Annotated in this window: 17 protein-coding genes; 11 read left to right on the forward strand and 6 right to left on the reverse strand. The window is 28.4% G+C overall.

All coding sequences use genetic code 11. The annotated features are described in order from the left end of the window. Positions 1-181 precede the first annotated feature (181 nt). From ACTG48_RS08110 to ACTG48_RS08130, 5 genes are all read left to right on the forward strand, one after another. The gene (locus ACTG48_RS08110) at positions 182-1126 is read left to right on the forward strand and encodes a DMT family transporter (protein ID WP_021384268.1); all 945 of its coding nucleotides are present in this window, start codon (positions 182-184) and stop codon (positions 1124-1126) included. Between the two features lie 222 nt (positions 1127-1348). Then, positions 1349-1894, forward strand: coding sequence for an NADH peroxidase (locus ACTG48_RS08115; RefSeq protein WP_009889371.1), 546 nt, complete (start codon positions 1349-1351; stop codon positions 1892-1894). Positions 1895-1985: 91 nt separating this feature from the next. After that, positions 1986-3134 (forward strand): DUF362 domain-containing protein, encoded by a 1149-nt coding sequence (locus ACTG48_RS08120; protein WP_479918555.1) that lies wholly within the window; start codon positions 1986-1988, stop codon positions 3132-3134. A gap of 52 nt (positions 3135-3186) precedes the next feature. Beyond that, complete coding sequence (locus ACTG48_RS08125; protein WP_479918556.1) at positions 3187-4452, forward strand: dihydroorotase; 1266 nt, start codon at positions 3187-3189, stop codon at positions 4450-4452. A 32-nt stretch (positions 4453-4484) separates the two neighbouring features. Next, on the forward strand, positions 4485-5480 hold the full coding sequence (locus ACTG48_RS08130) for a GNAT family N-acetyltransferase (protein WP_479918557.1): 996 nt from the start codon (positions 4485-4487) through the stop codon (positions 5478-5480). A gap of 125 nt (positions 5481-5605) precedes the next feature. Here ACTG48_RS08130 and ACTG48_RS08135 read toward each other — a convergent pair whose 3' ends face one another. The 5 genes from ACTG48_RS08135 to ACTG48_RS08155 form a co-directional block, all read right to left on the reverse strand. Further along, a complete protein-coding gene (locus ACTG48_RS08135) occupies positions 5606-6838 on the reverse strand; it encodes an ABC transporter permease (RefSeq protein ID WP_479918558.1) in 1233 nt (410 codons plus the stop codon). Between the two features lie 2 nt (positions 6839-6840). Then, on the reverse strand, positions 6841-7515 hold the full coding sequence (locus tag ACTG48_RS08140) for an ABC transporter ATP-binding protein (RefSeq protein WP_044213240.1): 675 nt from the start codon (positions 7513-7515) through the stop codon (positions 6841-6843). A 7-nt stretch (positions 7516-7522) separates the two neighbouring features. Next, positions 7523-8752 carry an efflux RND transporter periplasmic adaptor subunit gene (locus ACTG48_RS08145; RefSeq protein WP_479918559.1) on the reverse strand — a complete coding sequence of 410 codons (1230 nt, stop codon included), beginning with the start codon at positions 8750-8752 and terminating at the stop codon, positions 7523-7525. A gap of 116 nt (positions 8753-8868) precedes the next feature. After that, the gene (locus ACTG48_RS08150) at positions 8869-9873 is read right to left on the reverse strand and encodes a HAMP domain-containing histidine kinase (protein ID WP_479918560.1); all 1005 of its coding nucleotides are present in this window, start codon (positions 9871-9873) and stop codon (positions 8869-8871) included. A 23-nt stretch (positions 9874-9896) separates the two neighbouring features. Continuing rightward, positions 9897-10571, reverse strand: coding sequence for a response regulator transcription factor (locus ACTG48_RS08155; protein ID WP_479918561.1), 675 nt, complete (start codon positions 10569-10571; stop codon positions 9897-9899). A gap of 288 nt (positions 10572-10859) precedes the next feature. Here ACTG48_RS08155 and ACTG48_RS08160 point away from each other — a divergent pair, with 288 nt between their 5' ends. The 3 genes from ACTG48_RS08160 to ggt all read left to right on the forward strand — a co-directional run bounded on the left by ACTG48_RS08160 (position 10860) and on the right by ggt (position 15378). Beyond that, complete coding sequence (locus ACTG48_RS08160) at positions 10860-11627, forward strand: ABC transporter ATP-binding protein (RefSeq protein WP_021384292.1); 768 nt, start codon at positions 10860-10862, stop codon at positions 11625-11627. After that, entirely contained in the window at positions 11614-13551 is a 1938-nt protein-coding gene (locus tag ACTG48_RS08165) for an FtsX-like permease family protein (protein ID WP_479918562.1), read from the forward strand. The genes ACTG48_RS08160 and ACTG48_RS08165 overlap by 14 nt, the downstream gene beginning before the upstream one ends. A gap of 213 nt (positions 13552-13764) precedes the next feature. Next, positions 13765-15378, forward strand: a complete 1614-nt coding sequence (ggt, locus tag ACTG48_RS08170; RefSeq protein WP_479918563.1) for a gamma-glutamyltransferase — start codon at positions 13765-13767, stop codon at positions 15376-15378. Positions 15379-15512: 134 nt separating this feature from the next. Here ggt and ACTG48_RS08175 read toward each other — a convergent pair whose 3' ends face one another. Continuing rightward, positions 15513-16364, reverse strand: coding sequence for a sulfurtransferase (locus tag ACTG48_RS08175; protein WP_021384299.1), 852 nt, complete (start codon positions 16362-16364; stop codon positions 15513-15515). Positions 16365-16998: 634 nt separating this feature from the next. Here ACTG48_RS08175 and ACTG48_RS08180 point away from each other — a divergent pair. The 3 genes from ACTG48_RS08180 (at position 16999) to ACTG48_RS08190 (ending at position 21765) form a co-directional block, all read left to right on the forward strand. After that, complete coding sequence (locus ACTG48_RS08180) at positions 16999-17892, forward strand: sulfide/dihydroorotate dehydrogenase-like FAD/NAD-binding protein (protein WP_021384304.1); 894 nt, start codon at positions 16999-17001, stop codon at positions 17890-17892. Next, on the forward strand, positions 17892-19286 hold the full coding sequence (gene gltA, locus ACTG48_RS08185) for an NADPH-dependent glutamate synthase (protein WP_021384308.1): 1395 nt from the start codon (positions 17892-17894) through the stop codon (positions 19284-19286). The genes ACTG48_RS08180 and gltA overlap by 1 nt, the downstream gene beginning before the upstream one ends. Before the next feature lie 247 nt (positions 19287-19533). After that, positions 19534-21765 (forward strand): bifunctional diguanylate cyclase/phosphodiesterase, encoded by a 2232-nt coding sequence (locus ACTG48_RS08190; protein WP_479918564.1) that lies wholly within the window; start codon positions 19534-19536, stop codon positions 21763-21765. Positions 21766-21866: the final 101 nt, after the last annotated feature.

A 21866-nucleotide genomic window follows, 5' to 3' on the forward strand; every position in this document is an offset into this window, starting at 1 on the left:
AAAAAAATTTATTAAAAAGGTGTTTACAAAAAATGATTAATATATTACTGTTAAATAGTGGATATAAATCTGAGCTCACGATGGATACAAATTTAGATTTAAAATACTGAAAAAATTTACTATATTAATCTATAGTAATGCTTATAGAAAAACTCTCTTGCTGTTTAGGGGGTTTATAATTTTGCAAAAAAATAAAAAGGAGGGGGCTTTATTGAAAAAATACTTTGGAGAAATAGGACTAATATTTATAGCAATTATATGGGGAAGTGGCTTTGTAGCAACCCAATTTGCATTAGACGGTGGGCTTACACCTCTACAAATCATAACTGTAAGATTCTTCTTAGCAGCCGTAATTATGAATTTACTGTTTTTTAAACAGATTCGCGCTAATATGGGGAAAAAATTGTTAAAAGCAGGAGGGCTTTTAGGAGTATTTTTATTTCTAGCCTTCACAGTACAAACCATTGGACTTATGTACACTACACCATCTAAGAATGCATTTATAACAGCAGCAAATGTTGTAATAGTTCCATTCATAGGATTTATACTTTATAAAAGGAAACTTGATAAGATAGGGATAATAAGTAGTTTGGTAGCCCTTGTAGGGATTGGTATACTTTCTTTAGAAGCAGATTTCTCTATCAATTTTGGCGATTTACTAACACTTATATGTTCATTAGGATTTGCATTTCATATATTCTTTACAAGTGAGTTTGCAAAAGATAACAACCCAATAGCATTAACAGCTGTTCAATTTACTGTAGCATTTTTAATGTCTTTAGTAGTTCAGACATTTGCAGGTCAATTAAAGATGGAAGCTGAATTATCTGGCTATATGGGAACTATATATCTAGCTATATTTAGTACTACAATAGGATTTTTATTTCAGACTATATGTCAAAAAAGAGTTGATGGAACGAGAACAGCTATAATATTATCTACAGAAGCTGTATTTGGTACTATATTTTCTATAATAATTCTAAAGGAACTTATTACAGCAAAATTGGTTATTGGTAGCATACTGATATTTGTTGCAATCATAACAGCAGAAACTAAATTATCTTTTTTAAAGAGCAAAAAAGTTAAACTTAAAGATTCAAAAGAGTCTTCCTTGGAAAGTATTTAATAAGACAATTGTTTCCTAATTAATCAAATAAACTATGTATTATGTAGAAATTTGACATCAAAACTTGGTTGATACTGGTGTTTCAAAGTGATAAAATTAATTAGGAAATAAATTTTATTTTTAGTGTTTAAACCATAAAGCTGGGGGTATATATATTCTTGTAGCAAGTTATTAAACTTAAAAATAAAAATTTAATTATATAAAATTGGGAGGAAATTAATTATGAAAAAATTTGTTTGTACAGTATGTGGATATATACATGAAGGGGATGCTGCACCAGCACAATGTCCAGTATGTAAAGTTGGAGCTGATAAATTCGAAGAAATGAAAGGTGAAATGGTTTGGGCTGACGAACATAGAATAGGAGTAGCTCAAGGTGTAGATGCAGAAATAATCGAAGGATTAAGAGCTAACTTTACTGGTGAATGTACAGAAGTAGGAATGTACTTAGCAATGAGTAGACAAGCTGATAGAGAAGGTTATCCAGAAGTAGCAGAAGCATATAAGAGAATAGCTTTTGAAGAAGCTGAGCATGCTGCTAAATTTGCAGAACTTCTTGGAGAAGTTGTAGTTGCAGATACAAAAGAGAACTTAAGAGTTAGAGTTGACGCTGAGTACGGTGCAACTGATGGAAAATTAAAATTAGCTAAGAGAGCAAAAGAATTAGGATTAGATGCTATACATGATACAGTACATGAAATGTGTAAAGACGAAGCTAGACATGGTAAAGCATTCTTAGGATTATTAAACAGACATTTTGGAAAATAATAATTAAAAACATAGATTAAAAGGAGAAACTTTAGTTTCTCCTTTTTTGAATTATACAAATAAATTGTTTTGATAAAAGGATGGAAATAATATGAAGTCAGTATCTGTTAGGAGTTGTAAAACTTACAATTATGAAGATGTAAGAGATTCTATTGAAAAAAATTTAGATGATATTGGAGGCATTGATAGATTTGTTAAGAAAGGGAGTAAAGTACTTGTAAAACCAAATTTATTGATGAAAAAAAGACCCGAAGAAGCTACAACCACGCATCCTATGATTGTAAGAGTTGTATGTGAGAAACTTTTAGAGTTAAATTGTGATATTACAATAGCAGATAGCCCTGGTGGTCCATATAATCAAAGCTCTCTTAAGAGTATTTATAAAGCATCTGGAATTGAAGAGGTAGCAAATGATTTGGGTATTAAGTTAAATTATGATGTTTCAGATGTTAAGATACATAGTGAAAAAGCACATGTTCTAAAATATATGGATATTATTAAACCAATAGTAGATGCAGAATATATAATAAATCTCTGTAAATTAAAGACACATGTGATGGCAACTTTTACTGGTGGTACAAAAAACTTGTATGGATGCATAGCTGGATTGAAAAAAGCAGAAATTCATTATAGATTTCCTACAGAAGAATTGTTTTGCGAAAATGTACTTTTAGATATTTGTGACTATGTGAAACCAACATTGACAATTATGGACGGAATAGTAGGCATGGAAGGTGATGGACCCTCAGCTGGAACTACTAGAGAAATAGGTGTCCTATTAGCATCACAAAATCCGTATGCTATAGATATAGTTGCATGTAAGATTATAAATTTATTTCCAAATAGAGTTGCTACAATTAGAGGAGCTATAAAAAGAGGATATATAGAAGCAGATTTTTCGGATGTTGAGATTGTAGGAGAAGATGTAAATGATTTAATTATAAAAGACTATAAGGTTCCAAATGTAAGTAAAGATTTGAGACTGTTTTCTGTAAAACTACCAAAATTTTTAAATGAACCTATTTCAAAGCTTATAACACCAAAACCTGTGGTTAGATTTCAAGATTGTATAAAATGTGGAAAATGTAAGGAAGCTTGTCCTGCAAGTACTATAGAGATGGGAAAGAATGGAGCTATTATAGACTTAAGTAAATGTATACGATGTTACTGTTGCCATGAACTTTGTCCTAAAAAGGCTATTGATGTCAAACGTAATTTTGTATTTAAGTATGTAAAATAATGTATAATATTATATAAGTCTATATAAATGAAAAGTATAAAGGAGAAATAAGATGATTTTAATTAAAAATGGTAGGGTAATAGACCCTAAGAGTCAAAAAGATGAGAAAATAGATTTAATTATAAAAGAAAATAAAATTTATAAAATTGGTAAATTTGATAAAAGCAATGAATATGAAAAGATAATAGATGCTAGTGGCAATATAATTGCTCCAGGTTTAGTAGATGTACATGTTCATTTTAGAGACCCAGGATTTACATATAAAGAAGATATAGAAAGTGGGGCTAAGTCTGCTGCTAGAGGAGGATTTACAACCGTTATATGTATGGCAAACACTAATCCTATTGTAGATAATGAAGATACTTTTAATTATGTTAAAGAAAAATCAAAAAACGCATGTATAAATGTTTTACAAGCGGCTGCTATAACTAAAGGCTTTGAAGGTAAAGAGTTAGTTGATATGGAAAATCTCAAAAAAGCTGGTGTACCAGGATTCACTGATGATGGATTACCTCTGATGGATAGCAATCTAATTATGGAGGCTATGATTAAGGCAAAAGAGTTGGATGTGCCACTTAGTTTTCATGAAGAAGACCCTTCTTTAGTTGGAAATCCAGGTGTAAATGCAGGAAAGGTAGCTTCAGAGTTAGGATTAAAAGGTGCATCAAGTGTGGCAGAAGATGTTATGGTAGCTAGAGATTGTATGTTGGCATTAAAGACTGGAGCTAAGATTGATATACAACATATAAGTTCTGGGGTATCTGTTGATATGGTTAGATTTGCAAAATACCTTGGTGCAAATGTAGTTGCAGAGGCTTCACCACACCACTTTACACTGACAGAAGAAGATGTATTAGAGTTTGGAACAAATGCAAAAATGAATCCACCTTTAAGAAGTAAGTGGGATAGAGATAAGATTATAGAGGGATTAAATGATGGTACCATTGAAATAATAGCAACAGACCATGCACCACATAGTAGAGAAGAAAAAGACAGAGAATTCATTAAAGCTCCAAGTGGTATTATTGGGTTGGAGACTTCTTTATCTCTTGGAATAACAAACTTAGTTCATAAAAACCATCTTAACATGATGCAGTTAATAGAAAAAATGTCTACAAACCCTGCAAAATTGTACAATTTAAACGTTGGCTTTATAGAAGAAGGTGCAATAGCAGATATTGTTATATTTAATCCTGAAGAAGAATGGACAGTTGAAAGCTTTGCCTCTAAAGCTGATAACTCGCCATTTAAAGGTAAGTCTCTATATGGTAAGGTTAATTATACAATATGTAATGGAGAGATTGTATATAACGCTTAATTTAGGATTATTTTTTCAAGGCGGTGAATACAATGATTGAAAGTAAAAGATTATATATTAGAAAAATGAATCATAATGACTTTGAGGAAATAAGTAAGATTTTACAAGATATAGAGGTAATGTATGCTTGGGAACATGCTTTCTCTGATAAAGAAGTTTTGGAATGGATTGATAGAAATATAAAAAGATACGATAATGATGGATATGGATATTTTATTGCTATAGATAAGGAAAGAGAAGGCGTAGTTGGACAAATAGGTCTTATAAAACAAGACATAGGATTGGGAATAGGATATATAATAAAAAAAGAATACTGGAACCAAGGATATGCTACTGAAGGTGCAATTGCTTGTATAGATTATGCTATTAAGAATTTAAAAGCAGATACTTTAGTAGCAGATATAAGACCTGAAAACACGACATCTATAAATGTAGCAAAAAGGTTAGGTATGAAAAAAATATCAGAGTATGATAAGATTTATAGAGGAAAAGTAATGAAACATGATATCTATCAATTAGAAGTAACTGGATTAACTACAAAGATTGTCGAAGTAGTAGAGCATAATCCAAACTGGAAATATGAGTTTGAAAAGTTAAAATCTGCACTAGAAAAGGTATTAGGAAACTCAATTTTAAAAATAGAACATGTTGGTAGTACCTCTGTTGAAGGGCTTTCTGCGAAACCAAGATTGGATGTTGATATAGTAATTGAAAACTACAATTATCTAAATGATACTATAAGGAAATTAGAAAAATTAGGGTATAGGCATCTTGGTAATTTAGATATAGAAGGAAGAGAAGCTTTTTTATATGATACAACTGATTTTATGGAACACAATTTATATGTATGTCCTAAAAATGGAAAAGGGTATTTAGAACACATTAAATTTAGAGATTATTTAAGATTAAATCCAGATAAGGTTAAAGAGTATTCTAACTTAAAGAAAAAACTAGCAAAACTTTATAGATATAATGTTGATGCTTACTGTGATAATAAAACAGATTTTATAAGAGAAATAATAGACTAGAAACTAAAGAACGCACTATTATATTTGAAAAAGATTAAATTCTTAATCTATCATATATAATAGTGCGTTATATATTAAATTTGTTTTAGACAAATAAATATAAAAATCATAAATCTAGAAAATGTCTATTTATAAATCGCCTTTATAGGGTCGAGTTTAGAGGCTTTAAAGGCTGGTATCAGACCAAACACAACCCCAGTTAATATAGTAGCTACAATAGCATAAAATAAGCTATTTAAACTAGGAATGGCTTCAAATCCGATGTATTTAGAAACATAATTAGTAGCAATAAATCCAACTATAGTTCCTAAAATTCCACCACATACTGTTATAAATACAGCCTCAACTAAAAATTGAAATAATATAGACCTAGGTTTTGCACCAATAGCACGTCTTATACCAATTTCTCTTTGTCTTTCCATAACAGAAACATACATTATATTCATTACACCAATACCACCAACAAACATTGCAACTACAGTTATTATAGATACATATTTGTTTACATTAGAATTAATGCTTTCAAGATAAGCTGTCTGTTCAGTTGGGTCTGGTGTAGTATAAGAACCATTGATACCAGGATGCATCTCATATAGTTTAGCTATAACATTGTTTGCAACTTCATTTACATTATATCCATTAGAAGACACCAAGTCTAACTGGTAGATTTCATTTGAATAAGAATTTTGACTCATTAAACTGTCAAAAGCCTTTTTAGGTATAAGAGAAGTAGTAAACTGCATGTCTTGATAACCTCCAAAAAATCCTACATTTTGGTTTTGCTGAGAGTCATCTAATACTCCAATTATTTCAAATATAGTTCCATTTATGTTAATACCATGACCTAAAGCATCTTCTGGATTTTCAAAAATTTCACTTGTGCTTTGTAATGTAAGTAAAATTACTTTTCTTTTCTCATCATCTAGAGAAAAATCTCTACCACAAACTAAATTTATTTTAGAATCTTTTTTTACTGGTCCAATGTCAACATAAGTACTCTTTTTATCAAAAGATGCTTGTGAAGAGTAAGTTGAATCAAGATTAAACCCATCTCTTGATGGAGCAATTCTTTCTACACCTTCAACAAATGATAATTCTTCTAAGTCTTTTGCATTAAATGGTTTTAAAAATATACTCATATCATCAGTAAGACCTGTATTATCAGCCGATTCAAACGAAATAGTAGTTTTATTAGGATTTACATTGTTTACAGACTTCTTAATTTCTTTCTGAAATCCATTACCTATAGAACTAACAAGTATTACTGAAGTTATTCCTATTATAATCCAAAGTAAAGCTACAAAAACACGAAGTTTGTGCCCTTTTAAATTAGCCAAAGAATTTTTTAATAAACCCATGATTACACCTCCGAAGTAAACACACCATCTTTAAGTCGTATGACCTTAGTTGCATACTTAGTTAAATCTTGATCATGTGTAACCATTATTATAGTCTTACCTTGTTCATTAAGTTTTGTCAAAAGCTCCATAATTTCTTTGCTAGTCTCGCTATCTAGTGCTCCTGTTGGTTCATCAGCAAAGATTATTTGAGGGTCATTTGCCAGACAGCGTGCAATGGCTACACGCTGTTGCTGACCACCAGATAATTGAAGAGGCTTCTGTTTAAGTTTATCCAAGAGTCCAACAGATTTTAATTTATCTTTAACAATTTCTTCTCTTTCAGATTTTTTTAGTGTCTTATTGTAGATTAGAGGTAACTCTACATTTTGATATACATTTAAAGTTTCTATTAAATTAAATTGTTGAAAAACAAATCCAATATTAATATTTCTAAAAACAGAACGTTCATTTTCACTTAAATTAGTTACATCTGTTCCATCAAATATATATCTTCCTTCATCAAATACATCAAGAAAACCTAGGATATTAAGTAAAGTGGTTTTACCACTACCAGATTTACCCATTATCATGACGAATTCTCCAGAATCAATTTCTAAGTTTAAGGATTTTAAAACATGTAATTCATCTTTCCCTACTTTGTAATACTTTTGAATATTTTCTAATTTAATCAACATATGTAAATTAATTCACATCCATAGTAACTTCTTTTACTTTTTTATTTGGAGTAGCATCTCCATTATTAGAACCAGCAGTTACGCCATCGCCTTGAACTGGGTCTCCTTCTTTCATTTCTTTAGTAGGGTATTTTATTACTATATCGCCTTGTTCAAGACCGCCTCTAACTACAGCAAAATCATCATTTTGACTTGCTACATCTACAATTTGTTTTTTCAATATACCATCTAAATCCTTAAATACGTATGAGTGTTTTTTGTCTTTAAGTACACAAGATGCTGGTATCTTAAAGCTTGAACTAGCTACTTCAAGTGATGCTTGAAGATGGAATCCATTTACTAATCCTTCTTGATTATCAAATGCTATGTTTATATCATAATAAGATAGAGTATTCTGTTGAGCTCCCATCTCGTTATCTGGAGTAGATGGCTTATCAGATATAAAACTTATTCTACCAGTAAGCTTTTGGTCAGTTGAGAAAACTAGTATATTAACCATTTGGTCAATTTTCATTTTAGGTAAATCTTGTTCACTTGCTTGTCCTTTCATATAGAACTCTAGACCTTGAATAGTCATAAATGAAACTGGTTGGTCTGGATTTCCAGTTTGGTCATTTAAGTATACAGTACCATCAAAAGGAGCAGTAACTCTATCATATGCTTTCTTATCCAAAGAAGTTATTTGAGAGTTTAAAGCACTTATCTGAGCATTTATAGAAGCAATAGCATCTCTATTTTCAGTAATATCAGAAAGTGATATTTTTTGTTTTCTGTATTGGCTAAGTTGTGATTTTAGACTATCTATTTCTGCTATTATACTTGGATTTTTAGCAGTAAAAAGAAGGTCACCTTGATTTACTTTTTGACCATTTGTAACATTAACATCACTTAGTTCATAATCTCCAGAGATATTAAAGTCTTTAGTCTGTTTAGGAACAACCATACCATTTATAAATATTTTCTCATTTTCAGGAATAGTATATGTTTCTATAAAGTTTTCATTAGCTTGTAATTCAGTGTTTTTTGCATCATTATAAGCAAGTATCCCTAAAATTAAAAGTATGATTACTACTATTCCTGCATAGATTTTGAATCTTTTATTTTTAAAGGGATTGTTTTTAAAACCTTTATTTTTAGCTTTGAAGCCACTACTTCCAAAACTACTACTTCTAAAGTTGTTACTTTTGAAGCTGCTATTTCTAAATTTTTTCTTTTTAAATTTTTTTAGAAAAGACATGTCTTCCTCCTTTTTATAAAAACTATTTATTATATACTGGGATGTACATATAGAACCATTATTAAGAAGCCTGCTGAATATAAGTTAAATGAAAATAAACTATCAATACTAAGATACTATAAATCATACTTGAATGTAATAGTAAATCTTGTATATTGATTGTACTCTGAATCTACATCGATTTTATGGCCAAGTTTGTCACAAAGTTCTTTTGCTAAATAAAGCCCAAGCCCTGTAGATTTAGCGTTATTCCTTCCATTATTACCTGTAAATCCCTTATTGAATATTCGATTTAAATCTTCCTTTTTTATACCACAACCAGTATCTTCCACTCTTAATTGTAAATAATTTTTGCTTGTTTTGCAATAGATAGATATATTATCTCCTAATGAGGAATATTTTAGGGAATTACTCAATAATTGCTCGAATATGAAGTAGAGCCATTTCTCGTCTGATAAAACTTTAAAATTCAAATTATTTAAGCCTAAAATTATTTTTTTTGAAATAAAATATTTTGAATATTTTCTTATAATCTCCCTAATAATTTTTTCAATATTTACCTCTTGAATTAAGAAATCTTTATGAAAATCTTCAAGTTTAGATAAATATAAAATTTTTTCAACAGAATTTTCAATTCTAAATATTTCATTATCTATATCATCAGAAATTTTTTCATCAATTAAATTCTCATTCTGTTCGAGGGTAAGTTTTATTATAGCTATAGGCATCTTTATATCGTGTACCCACATACTCATAATCTCTTTATTTTCTTCAAACTTCTCAATATTATTGTTTATCATTTTATTACACTTATATTGGTAACTTTTAATGATATTCAAATATATTTTTTCTTCATTTTTACACTTAATTAATTCTATATCATTGGTATTAATTTTAAATGTGTCATTTTTTATGTTATCCAAAAATTTATTCTTCTTTATGTAGCTAATTAGTAGATATAAAAACAAAAATACAACATTCACAACCAATATATATATAATAGTGTCAGTTAGAAAAATCTCTACAGGAGAAAACATAATAACTGCTATTGTAAAAATTAAGAAAGCAAAATTGTATACTAAAAACCCAAGTTTATCTTTGAGAAAATCTTTAAAGCTCATAAATTCACCTACTTAGAGTTGTTTTAACTGATTATATAACCTAATCCTCTTTTTGTATCTATAAAATTTTCTAAACCAATTTCATTTAACTTTACTCGTATTCGATTTACATTTACAGTTAACGTATTATCATCTACAAACCAATCACTATCCCATAATTTTTTCATAAGTTTATTTCTACTGACGATTTGTCCTTTATATTTCATAAGCTCATGAAGAATTTTAATTTCATTTTTGGTTAGTTCAACAATCCTGCCTTCATAGCTTATGGTTGCAGTTGATAAATCTAAGATAACACCATTGTGAACAATTTGATTTGAATTATTATCAACAAAATTATAAGTTCTTCTTAAAAGGGCATTAACTTTAGCTACTAAAACATCTATAGAAAATGGTTTTTGTATATAATCATCTGCTCCTAGATTTACACCCATTATTACATCCATATTAGAATTTCTCGAAGAAATAAAAATTATAGGGACTTTTGAAATTTTTCTTATTTCATTACACCAATGAAAACCATCATAAAATGGAAGATTTATATCCAATAAAACTAATTGCGGTTTATAGTTTCTAAATTCTTCTATTATATTTTCAAGATTTTCTATTTGATGCACATCATGTCCCCATTTAGAAAGACATTCTGAGATGATATTCTTCAATGAAACATCATCTTCAATTACCATTATTTTAAACATTCCTACCTCCTAATCCAAAATAGTTATATTAACATAACCTTATTTTACTTGATAAATAAGAATATTTCTACCTTATAATTTAAAATAATTATATTAATATAACTATATTTTGCTTGATAAATTATATTTTAAACATAATTACAATAAAAATGAAGAAATATAAGCAATACTTACATAAATGTAACCTTAAATTAATGTAATTAAATGTTTAAAAGCTATTTTAATATATATAATATATTTATGAGAATTAATAAATAACTAATTATGGTGAAAGGTGAGTATTTAACTATGGAAGAAGTTTTATCTGTTGAAAATATAAAAAAAGAGTATGGGAGAAGGGGTTCAAAACTTGAAGCTCTAAGAGGAATAAATTTTAAGGTTTATAAAGGAGAATTTGTTGGTATCATGGGTTCATCTGGTGCTGGAAAATCAACTCTTTTAAATATCATTTCTACAATAGACTTTCCTTCATCAGGAGACATTTATATAAATAGAAAGAATACTATTAAAATGAACCAAAATGAATTAGCAGATTTCAGACGTGATAATCTTGGATTTGTGTTTCAAGATTCTAATCTTTTGGAAACTCTTACAATAAAAGAAAATATAATGTTGCCTCTTTCTTTAAAAAATGAAAGTGTATCAGTAATAGAAAATAGAATACAAGAAATCTCAAAAGAATTAAATATAGAATCTATACTAGATAAATACCCTAGTGAAGTTTCAGGAGGACAAAAACAAAGAGGAGCTGTCTGTAGAGCAATAGCAACAAAACCATCATTAATACTTGCAGATGAACCTACAGGAGCGTTAGATTCCAAATCTGCTAGAGATTTGTTGAATTGCCTATTGAAATTAAATAAAAATAACAATAGAACAATATTAATGGTCACTCATGATGCTATAAGTGCAAGTTTTTGTGATAGGATACTCTTTATAAAGGATGGAATAATATTTACAGAAATTGTTAAGGGAGAAAGTACTAGAGAATTCTATAATAAAATAGTAAACACAGTTTCCTTAATTGGAGGAGTTAATAAAAATGAGTTTATTTAGAATTGCAATGCAAAATGTAAAAAATAGTTTTTTTAACTATCTAATGTATTTCGTTTCAATTGTATTTAGTGTGTTTGTATTTTTTAGCTTTAAATCTATAGAGTATAACGATGCTTTAAGCTCACTTGGCGAAAAAACTAGGATGGGTATTAATACAAGTTCAATTGTAATAATTATATTTGTTTTCTTGTTTATATATTATTCAAATTCATTTTTTTTTAATAGACGTAGACGAGAGGTGGGGACTTATAGCTTACTTGGAATGAGGAAAAAACAGATAGGAAGAATATTTTTATATGAGACTTTTTTAATGGGGATATTTGCAATATTAATAGGAATAGTTTTAGGTCTATTATTTTCAAAGCTTATGACTATGATGCTTGTAAAATTAATGAACGAAATGATAGTAGTAAAGATGAATTTAAGCATAAAGGCTTTAGTTCAAACACTCATTGTATTTTTAATAATATTCATAATTATTGGAATAAGAAATACTGTAATCATTGGAAATAAAAGGATTGTAGAACTATTTAATAAATCTCCAGAAAAGCATACAACTAAAAAATGTATAAGGCTAAAAGGGATACTTGGTATTTTGCTAATAACAATTTCTTATTTTATGTCAATTAGTTATTTTATTGCTGAAAATATTATGCTTTCAGTTTTTATATTAATTACAATAATACCAGGAACCTTTTTATTTTTCTCATCAGTTATGTCTATAATCATTGATACTGTTAAGAAGAGAAAAAGTTTTTATTATAAAGTAAGAAATCTAATTGCTTTTTCTGAGCTTGGATTTAAATTGAAGAGCAATAGTAGAGTATTGGCTATTATAGCAATATTAATAGCTACAAGTGTAACTATGTTAGGATTTACCATATCACTTTATTATGATATAGATAGAAATATAAGTGAAAATTACAAATATAGTTATACTATAAATGCAGGAAATAGTTATGTAAATAGTAAAATCGACAAGCTGTTATATAAATATAAAAAAGATAATAGTGTAATTTTTGATAAGACAATAGAGCTTATAGACAAAGATATAATCCTTGAAATGTATTATAAAAATGCAAATAGTCATAGAAAAGATAAAATATCTATAGACTTTATTAAAGAAAGTGATTTTAAGAAGTTAAGACAGTATCAGAATAATGATTATGAAGAATTATCTTCAGATGAATATGTATATTATGTTTATGATTCATATAAGAAAATATTTTTTGAAAACTTTAATATTGGAGAAACAAAGCTATATATTAAAGGTGAAAAAAAATATGGTACAAATATTTTTACAGTACAAGAAAATATCTTAGAGCCAGAAATAAATTTACAATCTACGTTTGATTTAGTTGTAATAAAAGACAAAGTATTTAATAGGTTAAAATCAGACGCAAGCACTAGACTAATAAGATTAATTGACATAGATAATGAAAAAGAGGAACTTGATTTAACTTTAAAATTGAAAAATATAGTAAATGAAAATATGGAATTTACTTATCCTTTTAATTTTACATCAAGTACTGAGAACTATAATAATTTGATAAGACTAAGTGGTCTTATGCTGTTTATAGGTATATTTTTATCAGTAGTATTTCTTTTATGTACAGGCAGTATAATTCTGTTTAAGCAACTATCAAATATATATGATGATAAAGAAAGATACATTATGTTAATAAAACTTGGAGCGAATAACAAAGATATTGAGACAATAATATCAAAACAATTAAAAGTTGTATTTTTATTGCCGTTAGTTGTAGGTACAGTTCATAATCTATTTGCAATGTCAATTGCACAAAAGTTTATACCTAGGTCATTAATTACTCCGATTATCATGACTCTAGTAATTTATTATATAGGATACTTTATATATTATTTCTTAACCTTAAAATATGCTCAAAATATGATAATAGAATAATTTAATTTTTATTAAAAGAATTAAATAACTTTTTTTAATAAATTAAATCCTTTTAAGGTAAGATAGAAAATCTTATAATTTATATTAGGACGTATTGAAATGAAGGAATTAAGCTTTGGAAAAAGTTTATATTTTGTATCAGTTGTATTACTCGATGTTATATAATAAATTTAGGAAAACTATCAAATAAAAAATGACAAGGAGTTGAAGTTTATGAAGTTTAACGCTTATCAACATAAATATTCATCAATAAGAAATGTCGTGTATGCCAAAAACGGTGCAGTTGCAACATCAACACCACTGGCATCTCAAGCTGGACTTGAAATACTAAAGAAAGGTGGAAATGCTGTAGATGCAGCAGTTGCAACAGCTGCTACATTGGCAGTGGTGGAACCAACAAGCAATGGGATTGGTGGAGATGCATATGCACTTGTTTGGATAGATGAAGAAAAACGATTGTATGGTTTGAACTCGAGTGGTTTTGCTCCAGAAAAAATGGAATTAAATAATTATGATAATATGGAGGAAATGCCAAAGTATGGGTTTGGAGCAGTAACTGTACCTGGAATACCTGCAGCTTGGGCAGAATTAAATAAAAAGTATGGTAAACTTAGTTTAATAGAATGTTTATCTCCAGCAATAAACTATGCCAGAGAAGGTTACGTAGTATCACCTAATGTGGCTAAAGTGTGGAAAAAATCATATGAACTATACAAAAAAGAACTTGTTGGAGAAGAATTCAAACCGTGGTTTGATACATTTTCTAAAGATGGCAAAGCTCCAGAAGCTGGAGATATATTTATATGTGAAGAACAGGCAAATACATTGGAAGAGATAGCAAATACTCAATCTGAAAGCTTTTATAGAGGAAGACTTGCTGATAAAATAGATGAGTATTCTATAAAATTCCATGGAGCTATAAGAAAAAGTGATTTAGAACGTTTTTATCCAACATGGGTAGAGCCTATAAGTACGGAATATAAGGGATATAAAATATTTGAAATTCCGCCAAATGGACATGGAATAACAGTTTTAATGGCACTTAATATATTAAAAGAACTAGAGATAGAAGGAAATATAGATAATGTGGAAGATATACATAAAATTATAGAGAGTTTAAAATTAGCTTTTGCAGATTCTAAAACTTATGTAACTGATATAGAACACATGAAGGTAAAGATTCAAGAATTATTAAACCAAGAGTACGCAAAAAAAAGAAGTTCATTAATTGATAATAAAAATGCTCTGTATCCAAGTGCAGGAGAGCCATATTGTGGTGGTACAGTATATCTTTGTACTGCTGACAAGGATGGAAATATGGTTTCATATATACAGAGTAACTATATAAACTTTGGTTCTGGCATTGTGATACCAAATACTGGGATTGCATTACATAGTAGAGGGAATAATTTCAACTTAGACCCTAAGCACCATAATGTAGTAAAACCATTTAAAAAACCTTATCATACTATAATACCTGGATTTTTAGGCAAAGAAGATAAAGCAATAGGACCATTTGGTGTAATGGGAGCTTTTATGCAGCCACAGGGACATATTCAAGTACTAACAAACATGATAGACTTTGGTTTAAATCCTCAAGAAGCACTAGATGCTCCAAGATGGCAGTGGATAGAAGGCAAGAGAATTGAAGTTGAATCAGATATGCCAAAACATATAGTAGATTCATTAACTGAAAAAGGGCATGAAATAAAAGTAATTAATGATAGTGTTGATATGGGAAGAGGTCAAATAATATTCAAAACAGAGCAAGAAAGTTATATTTGTGCAACAGAATCAAGATGTGATGGTCATGTTGCAGTATATTAATATTATTAAGTGAATGTATGTTATAATGAATTCAAAAACGTATATGAAATAACAATTAAAGGCGAAAGTCTAAAATGACTAACGCCTTTAAAATATTTAAGATATTATCTACGGATTTTTATATATTATTAGCTTTATTCTTGACCAGTCTTAATTTCATTATCATCATAGCTAATCCAGTCACTAAAGCTACCAACATAAATCTTATGAGGTATGTCAAGTTCTCTAAGAGCAAGGCTATTGACACAAGCAGATATTCCTGAGCCACAAGATAAAATTACTTCATCATAAGTATTTAAATCTTTAAAGAAATCTTTTAAAAATTCCATGTCTTTAAGTGAGCCATCTTCAAAACTACTTTTTATTAAATCCTTGCAAAAATAATTTTTAGCACTAGGTATATGACCAGCTTTTGAGTAAGCAGGTTCAACTAAACCTTGGTATCTTTCATTAGCACGACAATCTATAATGATAGTATCTTTTTTATATAATTTGGATTTAACATATTCCATTGGTACAACCAAATCATCATTTATATTTGGATTAATTTCCTTACCTGTACAATTTGGAATATTTACTTTTTCTTCTAGTTCTCCACCTTCCTTTACGAAAGATGTTATTCCGCCATCTAACACATAGACATTCTTAAGACCTAAGTGTTTTAATTGGAAAAATAGTCTACAAGCTCCATTTAAATCTCCATCATCATAAGTTACAATTGTAGTGTCATTATCAACACCCATTTTTTCTAATTTTTCCTTTAATATGAAAGGGTCTTGTAAAGGGTTTTTACCACCATGTTCTTTTGTAGGAGACGATAAATCCTTGTCTATATCTAAGATAAAACTACCTTTTATGTGCCCCTTTTTATAAGAATCAATACCATAAGTTCTATTAATAAGGTCAAATCTACAATCTATAATGACTAGATTATCATTTTGTTCCAGTTTTGATATGAGTTCTTTTGCAGAAATAATGTTTTTCAAAGAATGTACCTCCTATTCTTATATTATTTTTATTTTCATTCATATTAATTATTAACTTTATAAATTAATATTATTATAATTTATTACATAAGTAAATAAATCTTTAGAAATTGTAAAAATTTTATATAAAAATTCAAATAATTAATGAATATTGAAAATTTTAGATATATAATAAAATAAGGGTATATTTTAGATAATATGAAAGCTGGTATTGCAATAGATTAAAGCCTTATACACGTTTAGTTTTTAAAGAAATTGGTGTTATTATGAAAATCTAAGTTAATTTATTAAATAAATAATTGAATAAAAAAATTTTATTATGTATTTATAAAATTTTTGTTACAAATTTGGCATAATATAGTATACTTTAAGTGTGTATTAGGTTAAATCTATAACAAATTAGACATATGATATAAGATCTAGTGTTTATTGGCAGTTAAAAGAAATTTGTTAATATCAACTATTTGTAATTTGGGCAATTATAATTATTTTATAGAGGGGGTGTCCAATACAAAACAATTAATAAAGAACTAATATTATATTATATTATAATGAAGTTATAGTTTTGTGTGTTTATGTTTTTAATTAAATTTAGAGTGGGAAAAATATATTTGTTAGAATGGAGAATAGCGAGATGAGTAATAAAATAGTTAGTAAGAGACAATTAACAGATAGTATTTATTTGATGGAAATAGAGGCGCCTAGAGTTGCAAAATCTTCTCAACCTGGTCAATTTATAATAATTAAAAATGACGAAAAGGGAGAAAGAATTCCTCTTACAATAGCTGACTATGATAGAGAAAAAGGAACAGTAACTATTGTATTCCAAACAGTTGGTGCTTCAACTAAAAAGTTAGCAATGTTTGAAGAAAACGATTTTGTAATGGATTTTGTAGGGCCATTAGGACAAGCAAGTGAATTTATACATGAAGATATAGAAGAATTAAAAAATAAAAAAATATTATTTGTAGCTGGTGGAGTTGGTTCTGCACCAGTGTATCCACAAGTTAAATGGTTTAAAGAAAATGGACTAGATGTAGATGTAATAATTGGTGCAAGAACTAAAGAATTAATCATATTAGAAGATGATATGAGAGAAGTAGCTAAAAACGTATACGTATCAACAGATGATGGTACATATGGATTTAATGGAAGAGTTACAGATTTATTACAAGATTTAGTTGATAATCAAGGCAAAAAATATGACCAAGCAATAGTAATTGGACCAATGATAATGATGAAATTTATGTGCCAATTAACTAAAAAGCTAAATATACCTACTATAGTAAGTTTAAATACAATAATGATTGATGGAACAGGTATGTGTGGTGGTTGTAGAGTTAGTGTTGGAGATGAAACTAAGTTTGCATGTGTAGATGGACCAGAATTTGATGGACATTTAGTTGACTTTGACCAAGCAATGAGAAGACAATCTATGTACAAGACTCAAGAAGGAAGAGCTATGCTAAAACTTGAAGAAGGCGATAGTCATCATCATAGTAATTGTGGATGTGGAGGTAACAAATAATGGATGCTAAAAAAGTAAAAGTACCAGTTAGAGAACAAGAACCTGCTGTAAGAGCGACAAATTTTGAAGAAGTGTGTTTAGGATACAATAAAGAAGAAGCTATGGCAGAAGCTAATAGATGTTTGGCTTGTAAAAAACCAAAATGTGTAGGTGGATGTCCAGTAGGAATAGATATTCCAGGATTTATAACAAAAGTTAAAGAAGATGATATAGAAGGTGCTGCTAAAGTAATAGCTAAGAGTAGTTCATTACCAGCTGTTTGTGGTAGAGTATGCCCACAAGAAAGTCAATGTGAAGGTGTATGTATACTTGGAATAAAATCAGATGCAGTATCAATAGGTAAGCTAGAAAGATTTGTAGCAGATTGGTCAAAAGAAAATGATATAAATCTATCTGATACAGAGCCTAAGAAAAATCAAAAAGTAGCAGTAATAGGAAGTGGTCCAGCAGGTTTAGCTTGTGCTGGCGATTTAGCTAAAAAAGGTTATGATGTAACAATCTTTGAAGCAATGCATGAGCCAGGCGGAGTTTTAACTTATGGTATACCTGAATTTAGACTTCCAAAACAAGCTGTTGTTCAACCTGAAATAGATAATATAAGAAAATTAGGCGTAAAAATAGAAACTAACGTAATTGTTGGTAAAACAATAACAGTAGATGAGCTTATAGAAGATGAAGGATTTGAAGCTATATTCATAGGTTCAGGAGCTGGTCTTCCAATGTTTATGAATATACCAGGAGAAAATGCAAATGGAGTATTTTCTGCAAATGAGTTTTTAACTAGAGTAAACTTAATGAAAGCTTACAGAGATGACTATGACACACCTATTAGTTCTGGTAAAAAAGTTGCTGTAGTTGGTGGTGGAAATGTTGCTATGGACGCTGCTAGAACTGCATTAAGATTAGGTTCAGAATCATATATAGTTTATAGAAGAAGTGAAAAAGAGCTTCCAGCAAGAGCTGAAGAAGTACACCATGCAAAAGAAGAAGGTATTATATTTAATACATTGACAAACCCTAAAGAAATTTTAGTAGATGAAAATGGATATGTTAAAGGTATGGTTTGTATAAGAATGGAATTAGGAGAGCCAGATGATTCTGGAAGAAGAAGACCTATAGAAATAGAAGGTTCTGAATTTGTACTTGATGTAGACACAGTTATAATGTCACTTGGTACAAGTCCAAATCCATTAATATCTTCTACAACAAAGAGTCTTGATATAAATAAAAGAAGATGTTTGATAACAGATGAAAATGGTCAAACTTCTAAAGAAGGAGTATTTGCAGGTGGAGATGCTGTTACTGGAGCAGCAACAGTAATATCTGCAATGGGAGCTGGTAAAACAGCAGCAGCTTCAATAGATGAATATTTAAAAGCAAAAGTTAATGCTTAATTTGTAAATTAAAAATACCAAGCTAGAATATAATTTCTAGCTTGGTATTTTTTTGTTTTTGTATTTATGTAACCCTTGTTATTATAATATTTGACACTATTTTACCATAATTAGACATAATTATGATAAAATAGTATACAATAAAGGTTTTATAAGGAGGTAATAATGTGTGGTCAACAAAATCAAATTTGTTAAATCTAACACTAGATAACAAAAAACCAAATCATATAATCAATGGTGTTTTAATATGAGAAAAAAAGAAAAAGTATTTGATGGGCTAATTTTTAAGCATATATTAATTTTACTAATGCTGTTAGTCTTGATTGATTTCACAAGCATAATTATATATGCAAGTAATTCTATGGAAGTTACTTCTAGAAATATGATTGAGGTATCTAAGAGAGAGCTTGAAGACTATTTAAAAACAAATACTTCTTTATTAAAAGCTCTTAGTCAAGATGACAGATTCTCTAATAGTGAAACATCTCTAATAGAAAAAGGAAAATTATTAAGACCATATCAAAAAGAATATAATCTTTTTATGATTGGTATAACAGATACAAAAGGAAACACTTCAAGTACATATAGGGAGAAAATTGGTTCAATAAAAGATAAAGTTAGTTTTAAGAAAGCACTTAAAACAAAGCAAGTAGTAGTTTCAGACATTGAAGTTAGTAATGTTACAGGTGATAAAGTATTTATTATATATGTACCTATTATAAAAAATAATGAGGTGATTGGAACCATTTTTGCTTCTTTTTATTTTCAAGATGTAAATAAGATAGTAAGTAGAAGTAACTTTGATGATTCTATTAAATTTCTGATGATAGACAAAGATTATACTGTTATTTCTCATCCAAATAAAAACTATGTTGATAATAAAAGTAATCTTTTTGATTTAGAAGGAAATATCACAGGAAGCACTAAAAACGAAATTTCAAAAAATATAAATGAAAAGCACCAAAATAACTTTTTATATTGGAATAACTGGAAATTATATAATTTAAGATATACAAGTATTAAAGGCACTAATTGGACTTTAATATCAAAATGTGATATATTTAAAAACTTTAGAAGCCTAATAATTAATTTTATAATCAAATTGTATTTCTATATATTAATATTTATGATATTGTGGAAATTAAGCAATGCCAAGTTAATAGAACAGCTTAAAAAGTTGGCTTATTATGATTCTTTAAGTGGAATAAAAAATAAGGAAAAGTTTAGAAAAGATTCTATGTATATTCTAAAGAATTACTATCGAGATGACTTCTACTTGGTACAATTGGATGTCAATAAATTTAAATATATAAACGAGATGTTTGGTTATGCTGAGGGAAATAAGATATTAATGCATATTGCACATGTTTTAAATAATAATATGAATAAATATGAAATTTGCGCTAGGATGGATAATGACCATTTTATGTTATTGGTTTTTTGTAGTACTGAAGATGAACTTTTAAATAGACTGTCTAAAATAAATAATGAAATTTGTAACTTAGATACTGCTAATTCATCTAAATATAAAATTGTTATGTCAAGTGGAATATATAAAATTACTGGAAAAGATGATGTTCAACAGATTGATTTATTAATTGATAGAGCAAATATTGCAGCAAAAACTAAAAAAGAAAAATACGAACACTCATATTCATTTTTTAATGAAGAGACAAGAAATCGATTGTATAAAGAAAAACGATTGGAAGATAATATGAATAAGGCTTTAGAAAAAGGTGAGTTTATAGTGTATTATCAGCCTAAATACAGTCTAAATGATGGAAATGAAATTGAGGGTGCAGAAGCTCTGATAAGATGGGATAGTCCAGAAATGGGATTTATTTCACCTATAGATTTTATACCTTTATTTGAAAAAAATGGTTTTATTGTAAATATTGATATGTTTGTCTTTGAAGAAGTTTGTAAGACACTGAACAAATGGATAAGTGAAGGATATACTCCTGTACCAATCTCAGTGAATATGTCTAGAGTTCATTTGTACAGAGATAATTTCATAGAAAATATCACTGATTTGATAAATAAGTATGAGATATCTCCTGAGTTTATTGAACTTGAACTAACAGAAAGTGTTGTATTTGATAATTTAGACATATTGATTAACATAATGAAAAAACTTAAAGAAATAGGATTTATTATATCAATGGATGACTTCGGTTCAGGGTATTCATCTTTAAATTTATTAAAAGACCTTCCTTTTGATGTTTTAAAATTAGATAGAGGTTTTTTAATTGAGACAACAGATACAAAGCGAGGAAAGATTATTATTTCTAAGATAGTAGAAATGGCAAAAGCTATTGATATTAAAGTAATCTGTGAAGGTGTAGAAACTTATGAACAAGTAGAGTTTTTGAAAGAAATAGGTTGTGATAAAGTTCAAGGATACTTATTTGCTAAACCTATGGTGTTAGATGAATTTGAAAACCGTTTGAACTTTAAATTTAATACTAATCAATATTAATTAGATTGTTTAATACCCTAATTTAATTGTCTTACAAATATGTAAGTTAATTGTTAGGGTATTTTTATGGTTAAAGTAGTATGTTCACGATAATATAGTAT

The sequence above is a fragment of the Clostridioides sp. LIBA-6822 genome (assembly GCF_056688955.1).